This window comes from Novosphingopyxis iocasae (genome assembly GCF_014334095.1).
GTDB classification, from domain to species: domain Bacteria; phylum Pseudomonadota; class Alphaproteobacteria; order Sphingomonadales; family Sphingomonadaceae; genus Novosphingopyxis; species Novosphingopyxis iocasae.
In genome coordinates this window covers 1,347,680-1,362,993 of the sequence record NZ_CP060495.1, presented here as the reverse complement: position 1 = coordinate 1,362,993, position 15,314 = coordinate 1,347,680, and the positions used below count along the sequence as shown (strand labels likewise).

12 protein-coding genes are annotated in these 15,314 nt (G+C 61.9%); 4 read left to right on the top strand and 8 right to left on the bottom strand.

What is annotated here, in order from left to right; translation table 11 throughout:
- Positions 1-34 precede the first annotated feature (34 nt).
- Positions 35-508, top strand: coding sequence for a hemerythrin domain-containing protein (locus tag H7X45_RS06455; protein ID WP_187336682.1), 474 nt, complete (start codon positions 35-37; stop codon positions 506-508).
- 176 nt (positions 509-684) lie between these two features.
- On the opposite strand, the gene H7X45_RS06450 is transcribed toward H7X45_RS06455, so the two are convergent.
- Together H7X45_RS06450 and uxaC are read right to left on the bottom strand one after the other, a co-directional pair.
- Positions 685-2,046, bottom strand: coding sequence for a mannitol dehydrogenase family protein (locus tag H7X45_RS06450; protein ID WP_187336681.1), 1,362 nt, complete (start codon positions 2,044-2,046; stop codon positions 685-687).
- On the bottom strand, positions 2,043-3,443 hold the full coding sequence (gene uxaC / locus H7X45_RS06445; RefSeq protein WP_187336680.1) for a glucuronate isomerase: 1,401 nt from the start codon (positions 3,441-3,443) through the stop codon (positions 2,043-2,045). The genes H7X45_RS06450 and uxaC overlap by 4 nt, the downstream gene beginning before the upstream one ends.
- 115 nt (positions 3,444-3,558) lie before the next feature.
- On the opposite strand from uxaC, the gene H7X45_RS06440 reads away from it, so the two are divergent.
- Complete coding sequence (locus H7X45_RS06440) at positions 3,559-5,046, top strand: UxaA family hydrolase (protein WP_187336679.1); 1,488 nt, start codon at positions 3,559-3,561, stop codon at positions 5,044-5,046.
- A 9-nt stretch (positions 5,047-5,055) separates the two neighbouring features.
- Here H7X45_RS06440 and H7X45_RS06435 read toward each other — a convergent pair whose 3' ends face one another.
- The 6 genes from H7X45_RS06435 to H7X45_RS06410 form a co-directional block, all read right to left on the bottom strand.
- Complete coding sequence (locus H7X45_RS06435) at positions 5,056-6,342, bottom strand: TRAP transporter large permease (RefSeq protein ID WP_187336678.1); 1,287 nt, start codon at positions 6,340-6,342, stop codon at positions 5,056-5,058.
- Positions 6,342-6,821 carry a TRAP transporter small permease gene (locus H7X45_RS06430; RefSeq protein WP_187336677.1) on the bottom strand — a complete coding sequence of 160 codons (480 nt, stop codon included), beginning with the start codon at positions 6,819-6,821 and terminating at the stop codon, positions 6,342-6,344. Before H7X45_RS06430 ends, H7X45_RS06435 begins: the two co-directional genes overlap by 1 nt.
- 2 nt (positions 6,822-6,823) lie before the next feature.
- On the bottom strand, positions 6,824-7,738 hold the full coding sequence (locus H7X45_RS06425) for a TRAP transporter substrate-binding protein (protein ID WP_246449773.1): 915 nt from the start codon (positions 7,736-7,738) through the stop codon (positions 6,824-6,826).
- Between the two features lie 104 nt (positions 7,739-7,842).
- Complete coding sequence (locus H7X45_RS06420) at positions 7,843-9,465, bottom strand: family 43 glycosylhydrolase (RefSeq protein ID WP_187336676.1); 1,623 nt, start codon at positions 9,463-9,465, stop codon at positions 7,843-7,845.
- Positions 9,465-10,466, bottom strand: a complete 1,002-nt coding sequence (locus tag H7X45_RS06415) for an alpha/beta hydrolase (protein WP_187336675.1) — start codon at positions 10,464-10,466, stop codon at positions 9,465-9,467. Before H7X45_RS06415 ends, H7X45_RS06420 begins: the two co-directional genes overlap by 1 nt.
- A gap of 36 nt (positions 10,467-10,502) precedes the next feature.
- Positions 10,503-13,334, bottom strand: coding sequence for a TonB-dependent receptor (locus H7X45_RS06410; protein ID WP_214645525.1), 2,832 nt, complete (start codon positions 13,332-13,334; stop codon positions 10,503-10,505).
- Between the two features lie 181 nt (positions 13,335-13,515).
- On the opposite strand from H7X45_RS06410, the gene H7X45_RS06405 reads away from it, so the two are divergent.
- Together H7X45_RS06405 and H7X45_RS06400 are read left to right on the top strand one after the other, a co-directional pair.
- Positions 13,516-14,880, top strand: a complete 1,365-nt coding sequence (locus tag H7X45_RS06405) for a pectate lyase family protein (protein WP_187336674.1) — start codon at positions 13,516-13,518, stop codon at positions 14,878-14,880.
- Positions 14,881-14,960: 80 nt separating this feature from the next.
- Positions 14,961-15,311, top strand: a complete 351-nt coding sequence (locus H7X45_RS06400; protein ID WP_187337014.1) for a cupin domain-containing protein — start codon at positions 14,961-14,963, stop codon at positions 15,309-15,311.
- The last annotated feature ends 3 nt before the right edge of the window (positions 15,312-15,314 follow it).

Here is a 15,314-nt window from a genome sequence, read left to right as displayed (position 1 = left end):
AGCAGGTGGACCCACTGATGAAACGGGGGGATCGATGCTCGCCAAATTACTTGATGATCATGAACGGATTGCGCAGCTTGCGGCCGAACTGAGCGATTTTATTGCAGAGGACGCGCCGCCCTTTACCGCGCGGTTTGCGCAGGTTCGATGGAATCTTGCTCGCGAACTTTCCACGCATCTTGCTGTTGAAACACAGATCTTGAAGGAAGCGCTCCGACAGAAAATCCTGCTGGAAAGCCATGCCAACAGTCTTGATCTTACGCTGGGCGAGGACTTGCGCCAGCATATTGTACGCTGGCCGGACCCGGAACTGCGCGACGACTGGTTCGCCTACCGACAGGATTTGGAGGCGCTATTGACCCGCCTTCAACGCAGGGTGGAGCGTGAGGAGACACGCATTTATCCCGCTATTTTCGGTTCATCGCGACTTAGTGGCTTAGGTCTAGCGGGGAGGGGGCGGATCGCATTGGCGACATGGTCGGGACATCTCGCAATCTCGCCCCAATAGAGAGCCTCACCAGGACCTTCTCATCTTTCCTGTCCGAGCACTGTTCGGCAGAGATCGCGAGCTGTCGCTAAGGACGAGTGCGGGTGTTCATTTGGTGCTCTTAAGCGTCTTTCCTCCCTTCAACCCAGAATTTAATCGCCTGCGGAGGAAAATCAGGTGTCATGTCACTGCGAACATCATTCCGCCGATTTAAAAATAGAGCGTAGAAAAACATATTCGGACCAAATTGATTGAGTATCCCCGTATTCGCCAAAGCAGATGTCCAGGAATTCAGAACGATCGGTTGACTGGGCCGCTTCCACCAGCCGGTCCTTGAACGGATCGTCGACACAGCTATTACGCGCGCAGTGCTGCCGCCAGGCTTCGAAACCTTTGCGGATCGCGGGCGTCGGCGCGTCTTGGGACCAATGCCATCGCACCGTATCGAGCCAGCGTTGCGGGAGTTTTTGCGATCCATCCATCGCAATCTGATCAAGTCGATGGCGCAGCGACGGATTGTTGAAGCGCACGATCAATTCTTCCGCATATCGGTCCAGATCTTGTCCGGGGGCCGCGGTTATCGAGGGGAGTGCTTCCTCCAGCATCAGTCGGCGCGCCAATGCGCAGAGCTGGGGATCGGCAATGGCCTGATGCACGAATTCATGACCCGCCGCCAATCCGGCATAGGCCAGGAAGGAATGGGCTCCGTTCAGCATGCGTAGCTTGGCCGTTTCATAGGGCACCACATCGCAAACCATCTCCGCGCCAACCTTTTCCCAGCTAGGACGACCGTTTGCGAAGCGATCCTCGATCACCCATTGGCTGAAATCTTCGGTGAACACCGCGCCCTCGTCGGCCATACCGAGCTGCGCCTGAAGGGCGCTGCGGTCCTTATCGGTCGATCGCGGCACGATGCGATCCACCATGCTGGAGGGCGCGGTGCAATGCGTCTCAAACCAATCCAGCGCGTCGGGTTCGTTCTCCATCATCCATCTGCGCATCAACCGGTGCAGTACGGTGCCGTTATCGGCGAGATTGTCGCAGCTCAGCAGCGTGATACCGCCAAGGCCCGCCTCTGCGCGCTGCGCCAGGGCCCGGCCAAGCAGCGGATAAAAACTTTCCTGCGCCAAGCGAAGATTGAGATCGCCCGCACCGGTACGGCAATAGCCTTTTTCGGTAACCGTGAAACTGACGATGCGGCATGCCGGGTCCGCGATCCGCGCGACGATCGCCGCGCCATCATCTAATGCGAAGAGCACTTCGCGCACGGCACCGATCACACGGACTTGCGCTCCCTCGCCAGACCTCGTCGTGACCGTATAGAGCCCGTCCTGCGGCACAAGCTGGTCGGCAACGCTGCGGGACCGCAGGGAGACGCCGCAAATCGCCCAGTCGCGGTCTCCTTCGTCCATCGCCTGATCGGTATACCAGGCCTGATGGGCACGGTGAAACGCACCAATGCCGAAATGGACGATGCCTATCGCCTGTGCGCCGCGATCATAGGTGAAGCGGTCGGCGTCCTGCGGAAGCGCGTGCAGCGTACGCAGGGACAGCCTCATAGTTTGTAAGCCTGCTTCGCCAGATCATAAGCCAGCGCCTGCGCTAGCTCGGCCGCTTCCCAATCCTCGATGCGGTGTTCCGCAACCAGCTCGGCAAGGAAGCTGCAATCCACCCGGCGCGCGACGTCGTGCCGTGCCGGGATGGAGAGAAAGGCGCGGGTATCGTCGTTGAACCCGACCGTGTTGTAGAAGCCGGCCGTCTCGGTCGTCATACGGCGGAACCGGCGCATGCCTTCCGGGCTGTCGTGGAACCACCAGGCGGGCCCCAGCTTGAGGCACGGATAATGCCCCGCGAGCGGCGCCAGTTCGCGCGCATAGCTGCTCTCGTCGAGCGTGAAGAGGATGATCGACAGCGCGCTTTCGGTGCCGAAGCGGTCGAGCAGCGGTTTGAGGGCGTGAACATAATCGGTGCGGCTCGGGATGTCCGCACCTTTGTCACGCCCAAAACGTTCGAAGAGGCGGGCGTTGTGATTGCGGACCGAGCCGGGATGGATCTGCATCACCAGCCCGTCATCGATGCTCATCGCCGCCATTTCGGTCAGCATCTGTGCGCGAAAGAGCTCCGCATCGCCCCGTTCGCCGGCGCCGCGTCGCACGCGATCGTAAAGGCGTTCGCATTCCGCGGGGGAGAGGTTGGCCGTCTGCGCCGTCGGGTGGCCATGATCGGTCGAGGTAGCGCCCAGTTCCTGAAACCGCGCGCGCATGATGCGGTGAGCCGCGAGATAGCCCTGCCAGCTTGCGCAGTCCTCGCCGGAAACTTCGGAAAACCGATCAAGATTTTCGGTGAACCCTTCGAAGTCGGGATCAACCACCGGGTCCGGCCGGTAAGCGGTAATAACGCGACCGCTCCAGCCGCTCGCTCGGATCGCCCGATGATGATCGAGCGTGTCGAGCGGGCTTTCGGTGGTTGCGATCACCTCGATATTGTAGCGATCGAACAGCGCGCGCGGGCGAAAGGCGTCCGTCGCGAGTTTTTCGGTGATGGTGTCGAAATAGAGGTCGGCCGTCTCGCCATCGAGCCGGACCTGCATGCCGAAGGCCTCGGCAAACACCCAGTCGAGCCAGAGGCGCGAGGGCGTGCCGCGAAACAAGTGATAATTTTCTGCCAAAATCCGCCAGGCGGCGCGCGGATCGGTTTCATGCCCCGCAATCCCCAGATTCTCCAGACGAATGCCCTGCGAATAGAGCATGCGGAAGAGATAGTGATCTGGCACCAGCAGCAGATCGCTGGCGTTTCCGAAGGGATCGTTGGAGGCGAACCAAGCCGGATCGGTGTGCCCGTGGGGGCTGATGATCGGAAGGCCGGCGACCGACACGTAAAGCGCCTGCGCCAGCGCCCGCGTGCCGGGGTCCGTCGGCAACAAACGATCGGGATGAAGGTTCAGCTCACGGGGCATGGTCGGTCCTCTCCGGCGTTTCTTCTCGAACGAGACGGCAGCGCCGCTATGCCACTTGGCGACGCCTTTGGAAACCGGTATCAATGGCTGAAACAAGCCATTTCGGGAGCGGAATATGCTGGCAGCGATCAAGGCCGAAGAAAGCGATCTTGTGGCCACCGCGCTGCGTGCGCTGGAGCCGGGCGAAGAGGTGGCGGTCGCCGGTAACATTATCGCCATCGCCGAAGCGATTCCGGCGCATCACAAATTCGCGCTCGTCCCGCTCTCCGAGGGTGCAGACGTTCGCCGTTTCGGCGCGCGGATCGGACGGGCGACGGAGTCGATCCGTGCCGGCGGGCATGTGCATGTGCACAATTGTGCGACCTGCCTGTCCGGTGAGATCGCCTATTCGGAGCGTCCGGCCGATGCTGCTCTCGATCGTGCCGCCGCCGCTCCGCTGCCCGATTGGAGAGGCTATCGGCGCGCCGACGGGCGATGGGCCACCCGCAACGAGATCTGGCTGCTTCCGACCGTCGGTTGTGTCGCGCCGCTAGTGGAAGATGTCGCGCGTCAAGCGGCCCACCGGCATGCAGGACGTGTCGATGCCATCGCCGGGTTCGGCCATCCTCACGGCTGCTCGCAATTGGGCGACGATCTTGCCCACACACGCCGCTTGCTGGCGGGACTTGCCGCCAATCCCAATGCGGGCGGTGTGGTGCTGACAGGGCTGGGGTGCGAGAGCAACCAGCTGGACAGCCTGCTGGAAGAAATACCGAACGCCGCACGCGCCAAGGTGCGCGTGCTTCGCGCGCAAGATGCGGGCGACGAAAGAGCAGAACTGATGAGCCTGATCGACGATCTGGCGGACGAATTGGCAACTGCGACGCGCGAGATCGCACCGGCCTCGGCGCTGTGCGTCGGGTTGAAGTGCGGCGGATCGGACGCGCTCTCGGGCCTCACGGCGAACCCGCTGCTCGGCCGCTTCACCGATCGTCTCGCGGCGAGCGATGCGCGCGCGATCCTGACCGAAATTCCGGAAATATTCGGTGCGGAGGAAGCGCTGTTCGCGCGTGCCGCATCTCGGGAAGTGTTCGAGGACGCCAGCACTCTTCTGAACCGGTTCAAACGCTACTTCCTCGACCAGGGGCAGCCGGTCTCCGAAAATCCTTCCCCCGGCAATATCGCGGGCGGGATCACGACGCTGGAGGAAAAGTCACTGGGCGCGGTCCAGAAAGGGGGGCACGCGGCGCTGGTCGACGTGATAGATTATGGGCGGCAGGCGACGCGGCCCGGCCTGACCCTGCTCGAAGCGCCGGGCAACGATGCGGTGTCCTCTACAGCGCTGGCGGCGGCGGGGGCGACCATGGTGCTGTTCACTACCGGGCGCGGCACGCCGCTGGGCTTTCCGGTGCCCACGGTGAAGGTGTCTTCCAATTCGAACCTCGCCGCAGCCAAGCCGGGCTGGATTGATTTCGACGCCGGGCGCATGCTGGAAGAAGGGCAGGACACCGTTGCGGCAGCGTTCGCCGCCTATCTCCTTTCGGTTGCCAGCGGGGAGCAGACCCGGGCCGAAGCGAACGGTCAGCGCGCCATCGCAATCTGGAAAAGCGGTGTGACGCTCTAGCCCAGTACCTCAGCCGCCGCCCATCGCATGCGGCAGCCAGAGCGATAGCGCGGGCACGTAAGTGATAACGATCAGCGCGCCGATCAGGGTGAGGTAGAACGGCCAAATGGTACGCACGAGCGTAGTTACCGGGATCTTGCCCACCGCCGATCCGACGAACAGGACCGATCCCACGGGGGGCGTCACCAGTCCGATGCCGAGGTTCAGCATCATGATGATGCCGAAATGAACTGGATCGACACCCACGCCTATCGCAACCGGAAGGAAGATCGGCGTGGTGATGACGATCAGCGGTGCCATGTCCATGAAGGTGCCGAGCAGCAGCAGCATGACGTTGATGATCAGCAGGGTCACAATCGGATTGTCGGTCATCAGCCCGATCAGCGCACCGAGCGCTGCAGGAACCTCCAGCAGCGCGAGCGCGAAACCGAAGGCGGTCGCCGCGGCGATGATGAACAGCACCATGGCCGCCGTGCGCACGGACTTCGCCGCCGCTTCCCAGAGGCCGCCCCAACCCAGACTGCGATAGACGAAGGCGCCCACGAGCATCGTGTAGATCACTGCGATGGCGGAGCTTTCGGTGGGCGTGAAGAAGCCGCTCAGAATCCCGCCCATGATGATGACGGCCGTCATCAGACCGGGGATGGCGAAGGCGGCCGCGCGGAGGAATTCGTGCCAGCCGGGAAATTGCCCGAACGGCAGAGCGCGCTTGCGGGCGACCAGCCAGGCCGCGAGCATCAGCATCAGCCCGGTCAACAACCCCGGAATGACGCCGGCCAGAAACAGATCGCCGATCGACACGCCGATGCCCGACGCGGCCGAATAGATGATCATGTTGTGCGATGGTGGGATCAGCAGGCCCACGATGGCGGCGGTGACAGTGACGTTTATCGCGTAATCACCCGGATAGCCCTTGTCCTTCATCAAGGGCACCATGGTCGATCCGATGGCCGAGGCGCTGGCGATGGCCGAACCCGAGACCGCGCCAAACATCATCGAGGCGCCGACATCGACCACGCCGAGCCCGCCGCGCATGCGACCGACCGCAGCATCCGCCACGCGCACGAGCCGTTCGGCGATCCCGGCGCGATACATTAGATCGCCCGCGAAGATGAAGAAGGGGATCGCCATCAGGGTGAACACGCTGATGCCGGACGCGACGCGCTGGACCGCGACGATCGGGGGAATGCCGATGGCGGCGAAACAGGCGATCGCTGCGGCGAGCAGCGCGAAGGCCACCGGCACGCCGATGATCAGCAGCGCGAACAGCACGCCGAACAGGATCAGTAATTCCATCAGAGCGTCTCCACTTCCGCGCGCGGTTCGTCTCGATGTCGCCCGGTCAGGATCTGGGGCAGGGCGAACACCGCCATGAGCAGGCCCGAGATGGGCAGCGGAACATAAGCGACGGCGCGGCTGAAGCCGAGCGACGGCACGGTGTTGCCGCGCACGATCCAGCAAAGCTGCGCGCCGTAGATCAGCAGCGCGATGCCGATCAGGGCGATAACCAACGCCACCAGACGCGTGAGCGGCCGGGCACGATCGCCCAGCTTTTCCTCGAGCAAAGCGATACGAATGTGGAAGCCTTCGTAGACCCCGGCCGCCGAGGCGAACATGACGTACCAGATCATCAGGATCAGCGACGCCTGTTCGGTCCAGGAGGGGCTGGAGTCCAAGATGAAGCGCCCGAACACCTGCCATCCGACGATGGCCGTCATGATCAGCAGGCCGAGCGTGCCGAACCCGATCAACCAGCGCGAAATGGTCGCGGCCATGCCTATCCTTCCCTCATTGCCAGAATGGCGTCCACGATCCTGCGTTGCGCCCAGGTGGTGATGAACTGATCCCACACCGGTCGCATCAGCCCCGCGAACGGTGCCTTGTTCACCGGATTCACGCGCACATCCGAACGATCGATCACATCCTTCGCTTCTTGAACGCGTGCGTCCCACAGCCGGCGCATCTCGATAACCGAGCGTTTCGCTGCCTGGCGCACCAAGGAGCGATCAGCAGGGTCCAGCGCATCGTAGCTGGCCTTACTCATAACCAGCGCCTCGGGCGTCAGCAGATGTTCGGTGATGCTAAGATAGTTCGCGACCTCGTAATGGCGTTCGCCCACGAAGGTCGGCCAGTTGTTCTCCGCCCCGTCGATCACGCCTTGCGCTAGCGACTGGTAGATCTCACTGAACGGGATCGGCACGGCGTTTGCGCCGAGCGCGTTGACCATCGCAACGTAGAGATCGGACGCAGGCACACGGATCTTAAGGCCGCGCATATCCTCAGGCGTGCGAATCGGGCGGCGCATATTGTAGAAGTTGCGTGCGCCGGAATCGTAGATAGCGAGACCGATCAGTCCATGCGGCTCCATTGATGCCAGCACCTTATCTCCCACCGCGCTATCGACGACTCGGCGCATGTGATCGACCGAATCGAAGACGAAAGGGAGCGAGAAGGGCAGCGTCATCGGCTCGATCGAATTGAGTGGGGCGAAGTTGACGCGGTTGAAATCCAGTCCTCCGAAACTGGTGATCTCCAATGTATCGGTCTCGTTGCCGAGTTGTCCGCCGGCGAATACCTTGATGCCCAGCCGGCCGTTTGTCTTTTCTGAGAGAAAACGCCCCATGAACTCGACCGCGCGCACGGTGGGATAGTCGGCCGGATGCGCATCCGCGCTGGTCAGCATGCCGGACATTACTGGCTTGCAGCCTGGTAATGCGGAGGCGGCCAATAGTCCTAAACTTCCGATCAGCATATGCCGCCGGGTCAGCATATCTAGTTGACCACCCATATTTGACTTTACCCCTCGAGCGCCATGAAGCGGAAGTCGCGGAATTTCGCTTCGCCTGCGCCCGCGGCATAAAGACCGGGGCGCAGCATAAGGAAACCGCCACGAACATTATGATGGTATCCAGAGACTTCCATGCCGCGGTCGAAGCGTTGCCAGGTCTTGCCGTCATCGCCACTGATGTCGAACGTGACGATATGGCGGCGATTGGTCACGCGCATCCGCATGCGGCCGCCATGCGGATTGGCGGGCCGCGCGCGCTCGATCCCGTACTGGTGGGTTACGAAGCGTTCCGCGTCAAAGCCCAGCCCGCAATAGAGCTTGTCGTCGTAAAATAGGATCAGCCCCGCTGTGCCGCCGGGTACGGTCTCGATATCGCATTCGAACACGTAGCTGGTGTCCCCTGCCGTTAGAAGCAGCGGAGATCCACTCGAGGGGGCGTCCCCCTTGCCGCGAAAATGTAGCGTACCGCGATCGGTCTCTACGCGGCTGGCCTCATTAGCGTTGGGGCGGAAGAAAGCCCATTTGCTGCCCAATTTCAAAGGACTAGAGAAATCGTCGGACAGTGCCATTCCATGTGCCTGCGCAGACCCTCCGTCTGGTTTTGCAATCGGTTGCGACAGGTCCCCACCCATCATCTCGAACCAACCATCCTCCCGAAAGCGTACCGGATCGAGCAGACACTGTCGGCCCAACGTCCAGAAGCCATTTTCGTACCCGTGATAAAGCGACCACCAATTACCATCGGGTGCCTCCACCAGCGAAGCATGGCCGCGCGACCACCAGGCCTCGTCGATTGAAGTCGTGCGAACAATAGGATTGTCGGGATGGTGTTCCCAAGGACCGTGCAGCGATTTGGAGCGGGCGGCGATCACCATGTGTCCAGTTGGCGGGCCTGCGGTGCCGCCCACGGCGGTCAGCATATAGAACCATTCGCCGACCTGATGGATCTTGGGTCCTTCGGGCGAAAAACCCTCGACGATCCAGTCCTCGGGATAACGCCAGGCATCGTAAACATGCTCCACCTCGCCCGCGAGCGAGAGATTGTCGTCCGACAAGCGCACCCGGTCTCCGCCCGACAGGAACAGCCAGCGGCTCCCATCCTCGGCGACTGCGTGGCAGGGATCGATATGGTTGGGCAGGCCGAGCGAAACAGGATCGCTCCACGGACCCTCGATCGCATCCGCCCAGCTGACGAAAATGTCGTTCTGGGGCTGTGCCTTCACCGGGATGTAAAGCAGGAAGCGTCCGCAATCCTTGTGAAGGCTAGGCGCCCAGACCGAGCCGATATTGCGCGTCAGAGCGGCGTTCAGGGGACGCCAGTTCACCAGATCGCGCGAGTGCCAGATGGTGAGCCCAGGATAGGCGTCAAAAGTGGAAAAGGTAACGTAATAGTCCTCGCCATCCTTCAGGATCGCGGGATCGGGACGGTCGCCCGAAATCAACGGATTGAGGAAAGTCCCGTTGCCGCGATCGGGAATACGCTGATTGTCAAATCCGCGCTTATAGAGCGGATCGCGGCGGGCGGAGGACTCAGGCGACAAACCCCGCTCCTGGGCGAAACCAGGCCGGATCAGCGCCAATGCCGCAGTCATAGCAGACCCGGCAATGAGGGACCTACGGCTCGCGATCATTAGCCCAGCCCCGTGCCACGCGCCCAATTACGCCAAAGCTCAGGCCATATCTCGACTGGTTTGCCGACAGCCTTGCGCAAGCCGAAACCGTGGCCGCCATGTTCGAACAGATGGGTTTCAACGGGGATGTTCCGCTCCTTAAGGGCGGCACGCAACAGGATGGTGTTGGCTGCCGGGACCACATCGTCGTCCTCGGCATGCAGTAGGAAAACCGGAGGCGCATTGGCGGGGACATTTCGATCCGGTGAATGCGCCGCTTCGAGTGCTGTGGACGGATTTGCCCCCAGAAGCCGCTCGCGCGAACCGGGATGCGCGTTCGGCGCGCTCATGCTGACCACCGGATAGATCGGTGCAGCGCAAATCGGCTTTGCGCTCAGCCTGTCGGTTTGGTCCACCGGGTCGTAAGTTCGCGAGGCAAAGCGTGTCGCAAGATCGGCACAAAGGTGTCCGCCCGCGGAAAAGCCCATGGCCGCGACGCGCTCGGGATCAATGGCATATTCAGCGTGGCGGTGCCGGATCAGCCGCATGGCGCGCTGCGCGTCGGACAGCGCGACATCGGGGCCCGCCGCCCATCCATCATAAGGCAGTCTGTAGAACAGGACAAAGGCGGTAAAGCCGCGCGCCGCCAACCAGCGGCCCAATTCATAGCCTTCCTTGTCGACTACTATATGATTGTACCCGCCGCCGGGCATCAGCAGGACGGCAGCGCCGTTGGGTCGATCAGGCCGGAAGACGGAAAGACGCGGCACGGTGATGCCCAGCACAGCACGATCGGTCACGAGCAAATCCTCCGATCGCTCGGTAGTCTTTTCGATCGGTGGGTTGGCGGGCATTCCCGGGACCCCTTGCGGCCACAAGTCGAGCGTCTCCTCAGGCTGTGGCAAGCCCGGCGGCGCCGCGCCGGGCGCCGCCGGCGGGGCAGTCTGTGCCAGCGCCCGGCTCGCGCTGAACACCGACAACAGCAGTCCTGCCCCCAAAACGGATCTACGATCGCTTTTCACAACGGAGCTCCTCCTGTCGCTTCCGCGAACCGGATGCTACATCTGCACCCGGACACCAGCCATGAACACGCGTCCAAAGTGGTTATTTTCGTAGCCGCGCGGTGCTGGATCGTTGACGAAACGGGTGCGATAGGCGTCGGTAAGGTTCGTTCCTTCCAGCGAAAGCTCCAGCGAATCCGTCAGCCTGTAGCGGATCGAGGCGTCCACGTTGACGATGCTCTCATAGCCTTCGAAAATGTTGAGATTGCCGCTCGTGCTGTCGAGATAGCCGTCGCGATAAGCCACCGAAGCGCGGGCGGAGAAACGTCCGTCTTCGTAATAGACGGTGCCGTTCGCGGCATTCTTCGCCAAGTCCAGCAGCGGCCGCGTGAAGACCGAGGCAGGCCCGGATACGGGATTGCCATTGCCGTTGAGGGCAGTGGCCGGAGTGGCGAGCGTATAATCCACGTCGCTATCGACGAAAGTGACATTGCCGAGCACACCGAAATTACCAAGGAAGCCGTCGAAGAACACGTCGAAGGGCAGCTGCAGCGAGAGCTCCATGCCTTTCAGATTGGCTCCGGGTCCGTTCACGCTGGTGCGGAACTCGATCGGCACGCTTGGGTTCGCCCCACCCACGACCGCGTTGTACAGCGGCGTTCCCACCGTCAGCAGCGATGTCGGCAGACCGCTCTGCGCATAGGTACCCTGGAAAGAACTGGAGAGAGGGAAGCTCGCAATGTCCTTCTGGAAAACGGCGACCGAGGCCAGCGCGCCCGGGGCGAAATACCATTCGAGCGCGGCATCGTAGGTGGTCGCGCGGTAAGGATCGAGAAACGGGTTGCCCGAGCTGATGCGGTAGTTGAATTGATCGACTGACCCGCCCGGCGTAAGGCTACCGAGCGAGGGACGGGTGATCACTTTAGAAACTGCCCCGCGCAGGATCAGGTTGTCCGTCAGGAAAATGTTGAGATTAGCTGCCGGCAACCAGTCGTCATAGCTGCGCTCGACCGTCACCTGGGTGCCGCTGTTGAAGCCCGTCGAAGATTGGTCGGTCTTGATGTAGCGGGTTCCGGCATTGCCGGTCACTCGCAGACCCCCCATCATTTCGGTGTCGAAGTTGAACTGAAGATACCCTCCCTTGGTTTCTTCTGTGACGCTTCGGTCTTCGCCTTGCTGGGAGAGGGCAGGGCGTTGGTAGAGGCCGACGGCGTCCGCAGACGGACCGAGGAGGGGAACCAGCCAGCTGTTGCTGTTGCCGGAAGGCTGACCGGCCTCACCGAGTTCGAAGATTTCTGAGATAGCATCAGTTACCGGAAGGCCGGTCTGGCCCGGTGCGCAGGTGAAGGCAGCGCAATAGGTGCTGTCGCGCCGGAAGCCCTCGGTATCGTAATCGTACCGGCGATAGACGCCGCCAAATTCGATCGCGAACCCTTCGGTGACGTCCCAGGTGAAATCGACGCCCGCCGTCTCGAACTTGTTGGTAACATAGGAAGGGCGGTCGCGAAATTCGGCAAGTTCAAACTGGCCGGGTGTAGTGGCGCCGGCCGGACCGAAATTTAGCGCGGGGAAGTCCATGTTCGAATAGTCGAAGCTGTATCCATTGATCCGATCGTCGAAGGCGATCGTGGTCTCCAGAGGGATATCGGCATCGGAGCGCGATTTGCCGCCACGAAGGTTCACCGCCAGGCTATCGGTCAATTGCTGCTCAAGCAGCGCCGAAACCTGATAGAATTCGGTCGAGCTTTCGCGCGAATAGCGCTCGGTCCGCAGATAGGCGTTATTGAGTGTGCCGGAAATCAGGTTGTTGTTCGAGTCGACGGTGAAATTGGTAAGATCGATCGAGCGTTCGTTGGAACGGATCAGGATTTCGCCCCAGGATTCGTCGCGTGTTTCATTGAACTTAGAATAGAGCCCGTCGATCGACAATTTGGTCCGGTCGGTCGGTGCCCATTGGACCGATGCCGTCGCGCCGAGGCGTTCACGATCGTGCGAGACGAGGCCGTAGCGCGGAATGCGCGGGTGAAAGGCAAGGCCGGCCTGATTGCACAGATCGCTGGGCACGTAGGTCGAACCGGAGAAACAGGGCGTTCCGTTGACCGAGCGGAATGCGCCCTGCGTCCAGCGGACGGTGTTGTTGCCCAGCTCGAAGGTGTTGTATTCTGAATATGCCGCTGAGGCCGAGACGCCGAAGGTTCCAGCGGCGTTCGTCCAGGAAACCAAGCCGGCCAAGCGCGGCCCAACATCGTCCGACAGATCATTGTAGCGCGCCTGCGCGGAGCCGACGAAGTGGAAGCCGGGATCATAGGCGAGGGGGTTGCCGGTATTAAGATCGACCACCGCGCCGAGCGAGCCTTCGTCGAGCGAAGCCTCCGCGGTCTTGTGGACGACGATCGAACTGAAAAGCTCGGATGCGAAAACGTTGAAATCGAAGCCACGATCGCGGTTGGCGCTCGCTCCATCGGTGGAGGTGGCGATGGCTTCCATCCCGTTGACGCGTACGCGTGTGAATTGCGAGCCCAAGCCGCGCACGACGATCTGACGCCCTTCGCCCGCATCGCGTTGGATCGAGATGCCCGGCACGCGCTGCAGCGATTCGGCAAGATTGGTGTCCGGGAACTTAGCGATGTCTTCGGCGACGATCACGTCGATCTGACTGGCGGAATTGCGCTTGGCCGAGATCGCGGCGTTGAGCGATTCCCGGAAGCCGGTGACGACGATTTCGTTGGCTGGGACTTCCGCGCTCAGCACCTCATCGACGTCGTCCACCGTCTGGTCCTGCGGCGCTTCCGGCGAAGCCGTCTGAGCGGCGGCCATCTGCGGCAGACAGAATGCGGCACCGATCAGCAAGGCCGTGCGGGTGCGACGGAATTCGCGTGTGTAGATCATTTGATCCTCCCTCTATGGCACCGGTGTCTTTTAGAAGGATTCGGCCGCGCTTTTGCGGTGCGATCAAATCCTCAGACCTCTGGCGGCTCTTTGTCCCGGCTTTTGGTAACCGGTGTCATTTTTGTTTGCCCGCAGTGGCACCAGCTGTCAAGATGCAAGAATGGAGAGGAGAGACGAAACTATGAAAGCTCAATCTTTATGGCGCGCGAAGGCCGCGCTTGCGGCCCTTTTGCTGGTGCCTATCGCCGTGACCGGCCTTTCCGCGCAGGCCATCGCCGCGCCGGCCGACCCCACCGAAGGCGGGAAGGGCGGTCGTATCATCAAGGTGACCAGCCTGGCGAAGGACGGCCCAGGGAGCCTTGCCGAGGCGCTGGCAGCCAAGGGGCCGCGCATCATCGTCTTCGAAGTCGGCGGCGCGATCGATATGGGACGCAGTTCGCTGGAGATCACCGAGCCCTTCGTCACCATCGCGGGACAGACCGCGCCTGCGCCCGGCATCACGTTGTTGCGGACCGGCATCGATGTGAAAACTCACGATGTGAAGTTGCAACATCTGCGCGTTCTGACAGGCGTGGACAAACAACCGCTGCTCAGTGGTTGGGAGGCCGATGCCTTTTCCACCGTGGCGGCATCGAACGTGCTGGTCGAGAACAACACATTCCTGTGGGCGGTGGACGAGAATATGTCCGCCAGCGGCCCGCGCTTTGCCGGGGATACGGTGGAGGATTGGCGCAAAAATACCAGTCACAATGTGACGTTCCGGCTCAATCTGGCCGCCGAAGGCCTTGCCAACGCCAGCCATCCCAAAGGCGAACATTCGAAGGGCACTCTGGTCCACGACAACACCACGGGTATCGTGTTCGATCGCAATATCTGGGCGCACAATGTGGAACGCTCGCCGCTCGTGAAGGGCGGGGCGCAGGTGTTGATGGTCAACAACCTGATCTACAATCCGGAGCATCGTGCGGTGCATTACAATCTGATGGACCTGGAATGGGCCGGTCATGAGCCGGTAACGGGTGAGATCACCGCGATCGGCAATGTCATGCGCGGCGGCAATGATACGGATGAGGGGCTGCCCTTCCTGATGCTGGGCGGGGTGGGCGATCTGGCTTATTTCGCGCAGGACAACATCGCGGTGGACCGGCACGGCAACGCTCTGCCTGCATTCGGCCGTTACGGCGAAACGCGGGCGAAGGTGATCGAAGCGCAGGCGCCAATGGCGGACATTTCGGACTTCGACATCCTGCCTGCGCGCGATGTGGAAACCACCCTTCTCGCCACTGCAGGGGCGCGTCCGTGGGATCGCGGCCCTGAGGAAACGCGCATCCTCTTCTTTATCGCCGAAGGTCGCGGCGATATCCTCGATTCCGAAGATGAAATCGGCGGATATCCCCGTATCGAGCCGACGCGGGCTCCGTTCCGCGAGAGCGAATGGGATCTGGATACGATGACGCCGAAAGGCGACCTCTATCCGGGCCAGAAGCCGGGTGCGCAGGAACATCTTTCGCCGCGCGACCGTGAAATGCGGACGCCAAGCAAATGAGGGCCATGGCGGGCCTGTCGGTGACGAGTCTGCTGCTGGCTGGGTGCGCCGTCCCATTGAGCGGGGGCGGCGCGCCGCGCATGGTGGTGGTGAGCGAGCGTGACGTGATGGTCCGCGAGCCGCCGCCGCACGGAGCGATCGGCATGTCCACCGCCTATCGCATCAGCGACGCCGCGCCGCAGCCGCGCACCATGGAGTTTCGTCGCCGCGTGCTGGATGTAGGCGCTGCCATCGGCGAACATTCGATCGCGCATGACGAGGTCTATTACGTTGCCGACGGAACCGGCGTTGTGATTTCCGATGGGGTGGAAGCCGCGCTTACAGCCGGGATGGCCGCATATCTGTATGAAGGCGCGCACGTCGGCATCCGCCAAACGGGCATCGAACCGCTATCCCTGATTATAGCTTATCCGGTGGCGCGCCAGCCCTGAGGG

Excerpts from the sequence above, each read along its gene's own strand:
- H7X45_RS06435 (WP_187336678.1), bottom strand. The coding sequence starts at position 6,342 with ATGGAATTACTGATCCTGTTCGGCGTGCTGTTCGCGCTGCTGATCATC.
- H7X45_RS06455 (WP_187336682.1), top strand. The coding sequence starts at position 35 with ATGCTCGCCAAATTACTTGATGATCATGAACGGATTGCGCAGCTTGCG.
- H7X45_RS06410 (WP_214645525.1), bottom strand. The coding sequence starts at position 13,334 with ATGATCTACACACGCGAATTCCGTCGCACCCGCACGGCCTTGCTGATC.
- H7X45_RS06425 (WP_246449773.1), bottom strand. The coding sequence starts at position 7,738 with ATGTCCGGCATGCTGACCAGCGCGGATGCGCATCCGGCCGACTATCCC.
- H7X45_RS06440 (WP_187336679.1), top strand. The coding sequence starts at position 3,559 with ATGCTGGCAGCGATCAAGGCCGAAGAAAGCGATCTTGTGGCCACCGCG.
- H7X45_RS06430 (WP_187336677.1), bottom strand. The coding sequence starts at position 6,821 with ATGGCCGCGACCATTTCGCGCTGGTTGATCGGGTTCGGCACGCTCGGC.
- H7X45_RS06405 (WP_187336674.1), top strand. The coding sequence starts at position 13,516 with ATGAAAGCTCAATCTTTATGGCGCGCGAAGGCCGCGCTTGCGGCCCTT.
- H7X45_RS06400 (WP_187337014.1), top strand. The coding sequence starts at position 14,961 with ATGGTGGTGGTGAGCGAGCGTGACGTGATGGTCCGCGAGCCGCCGCCG.
- H7X45_RS06450 (WP_187336681.1), bottom strand. The coding sequence starts at position 2,046 with ATGAGGCTGTCCCTGCGTACGCTGCACGCGCTTCCGCAGGACGCCGAC.
- H7X45_RS06420 (WP_187336676.1), bottom strand. The coding sequence starts at position 9,465 with ATGATCGCGAGCCGTAGGTCCCTCATTGCCGGGTCTGCTATGACTGCG.
- uxaC (WP_187336680.1), bottom strand. The coding sequence starts at position 3,443 with ATGCCCCGTGAGCTGAACCTTCATCCCGATCGTTTGTTGCCGACGGAC.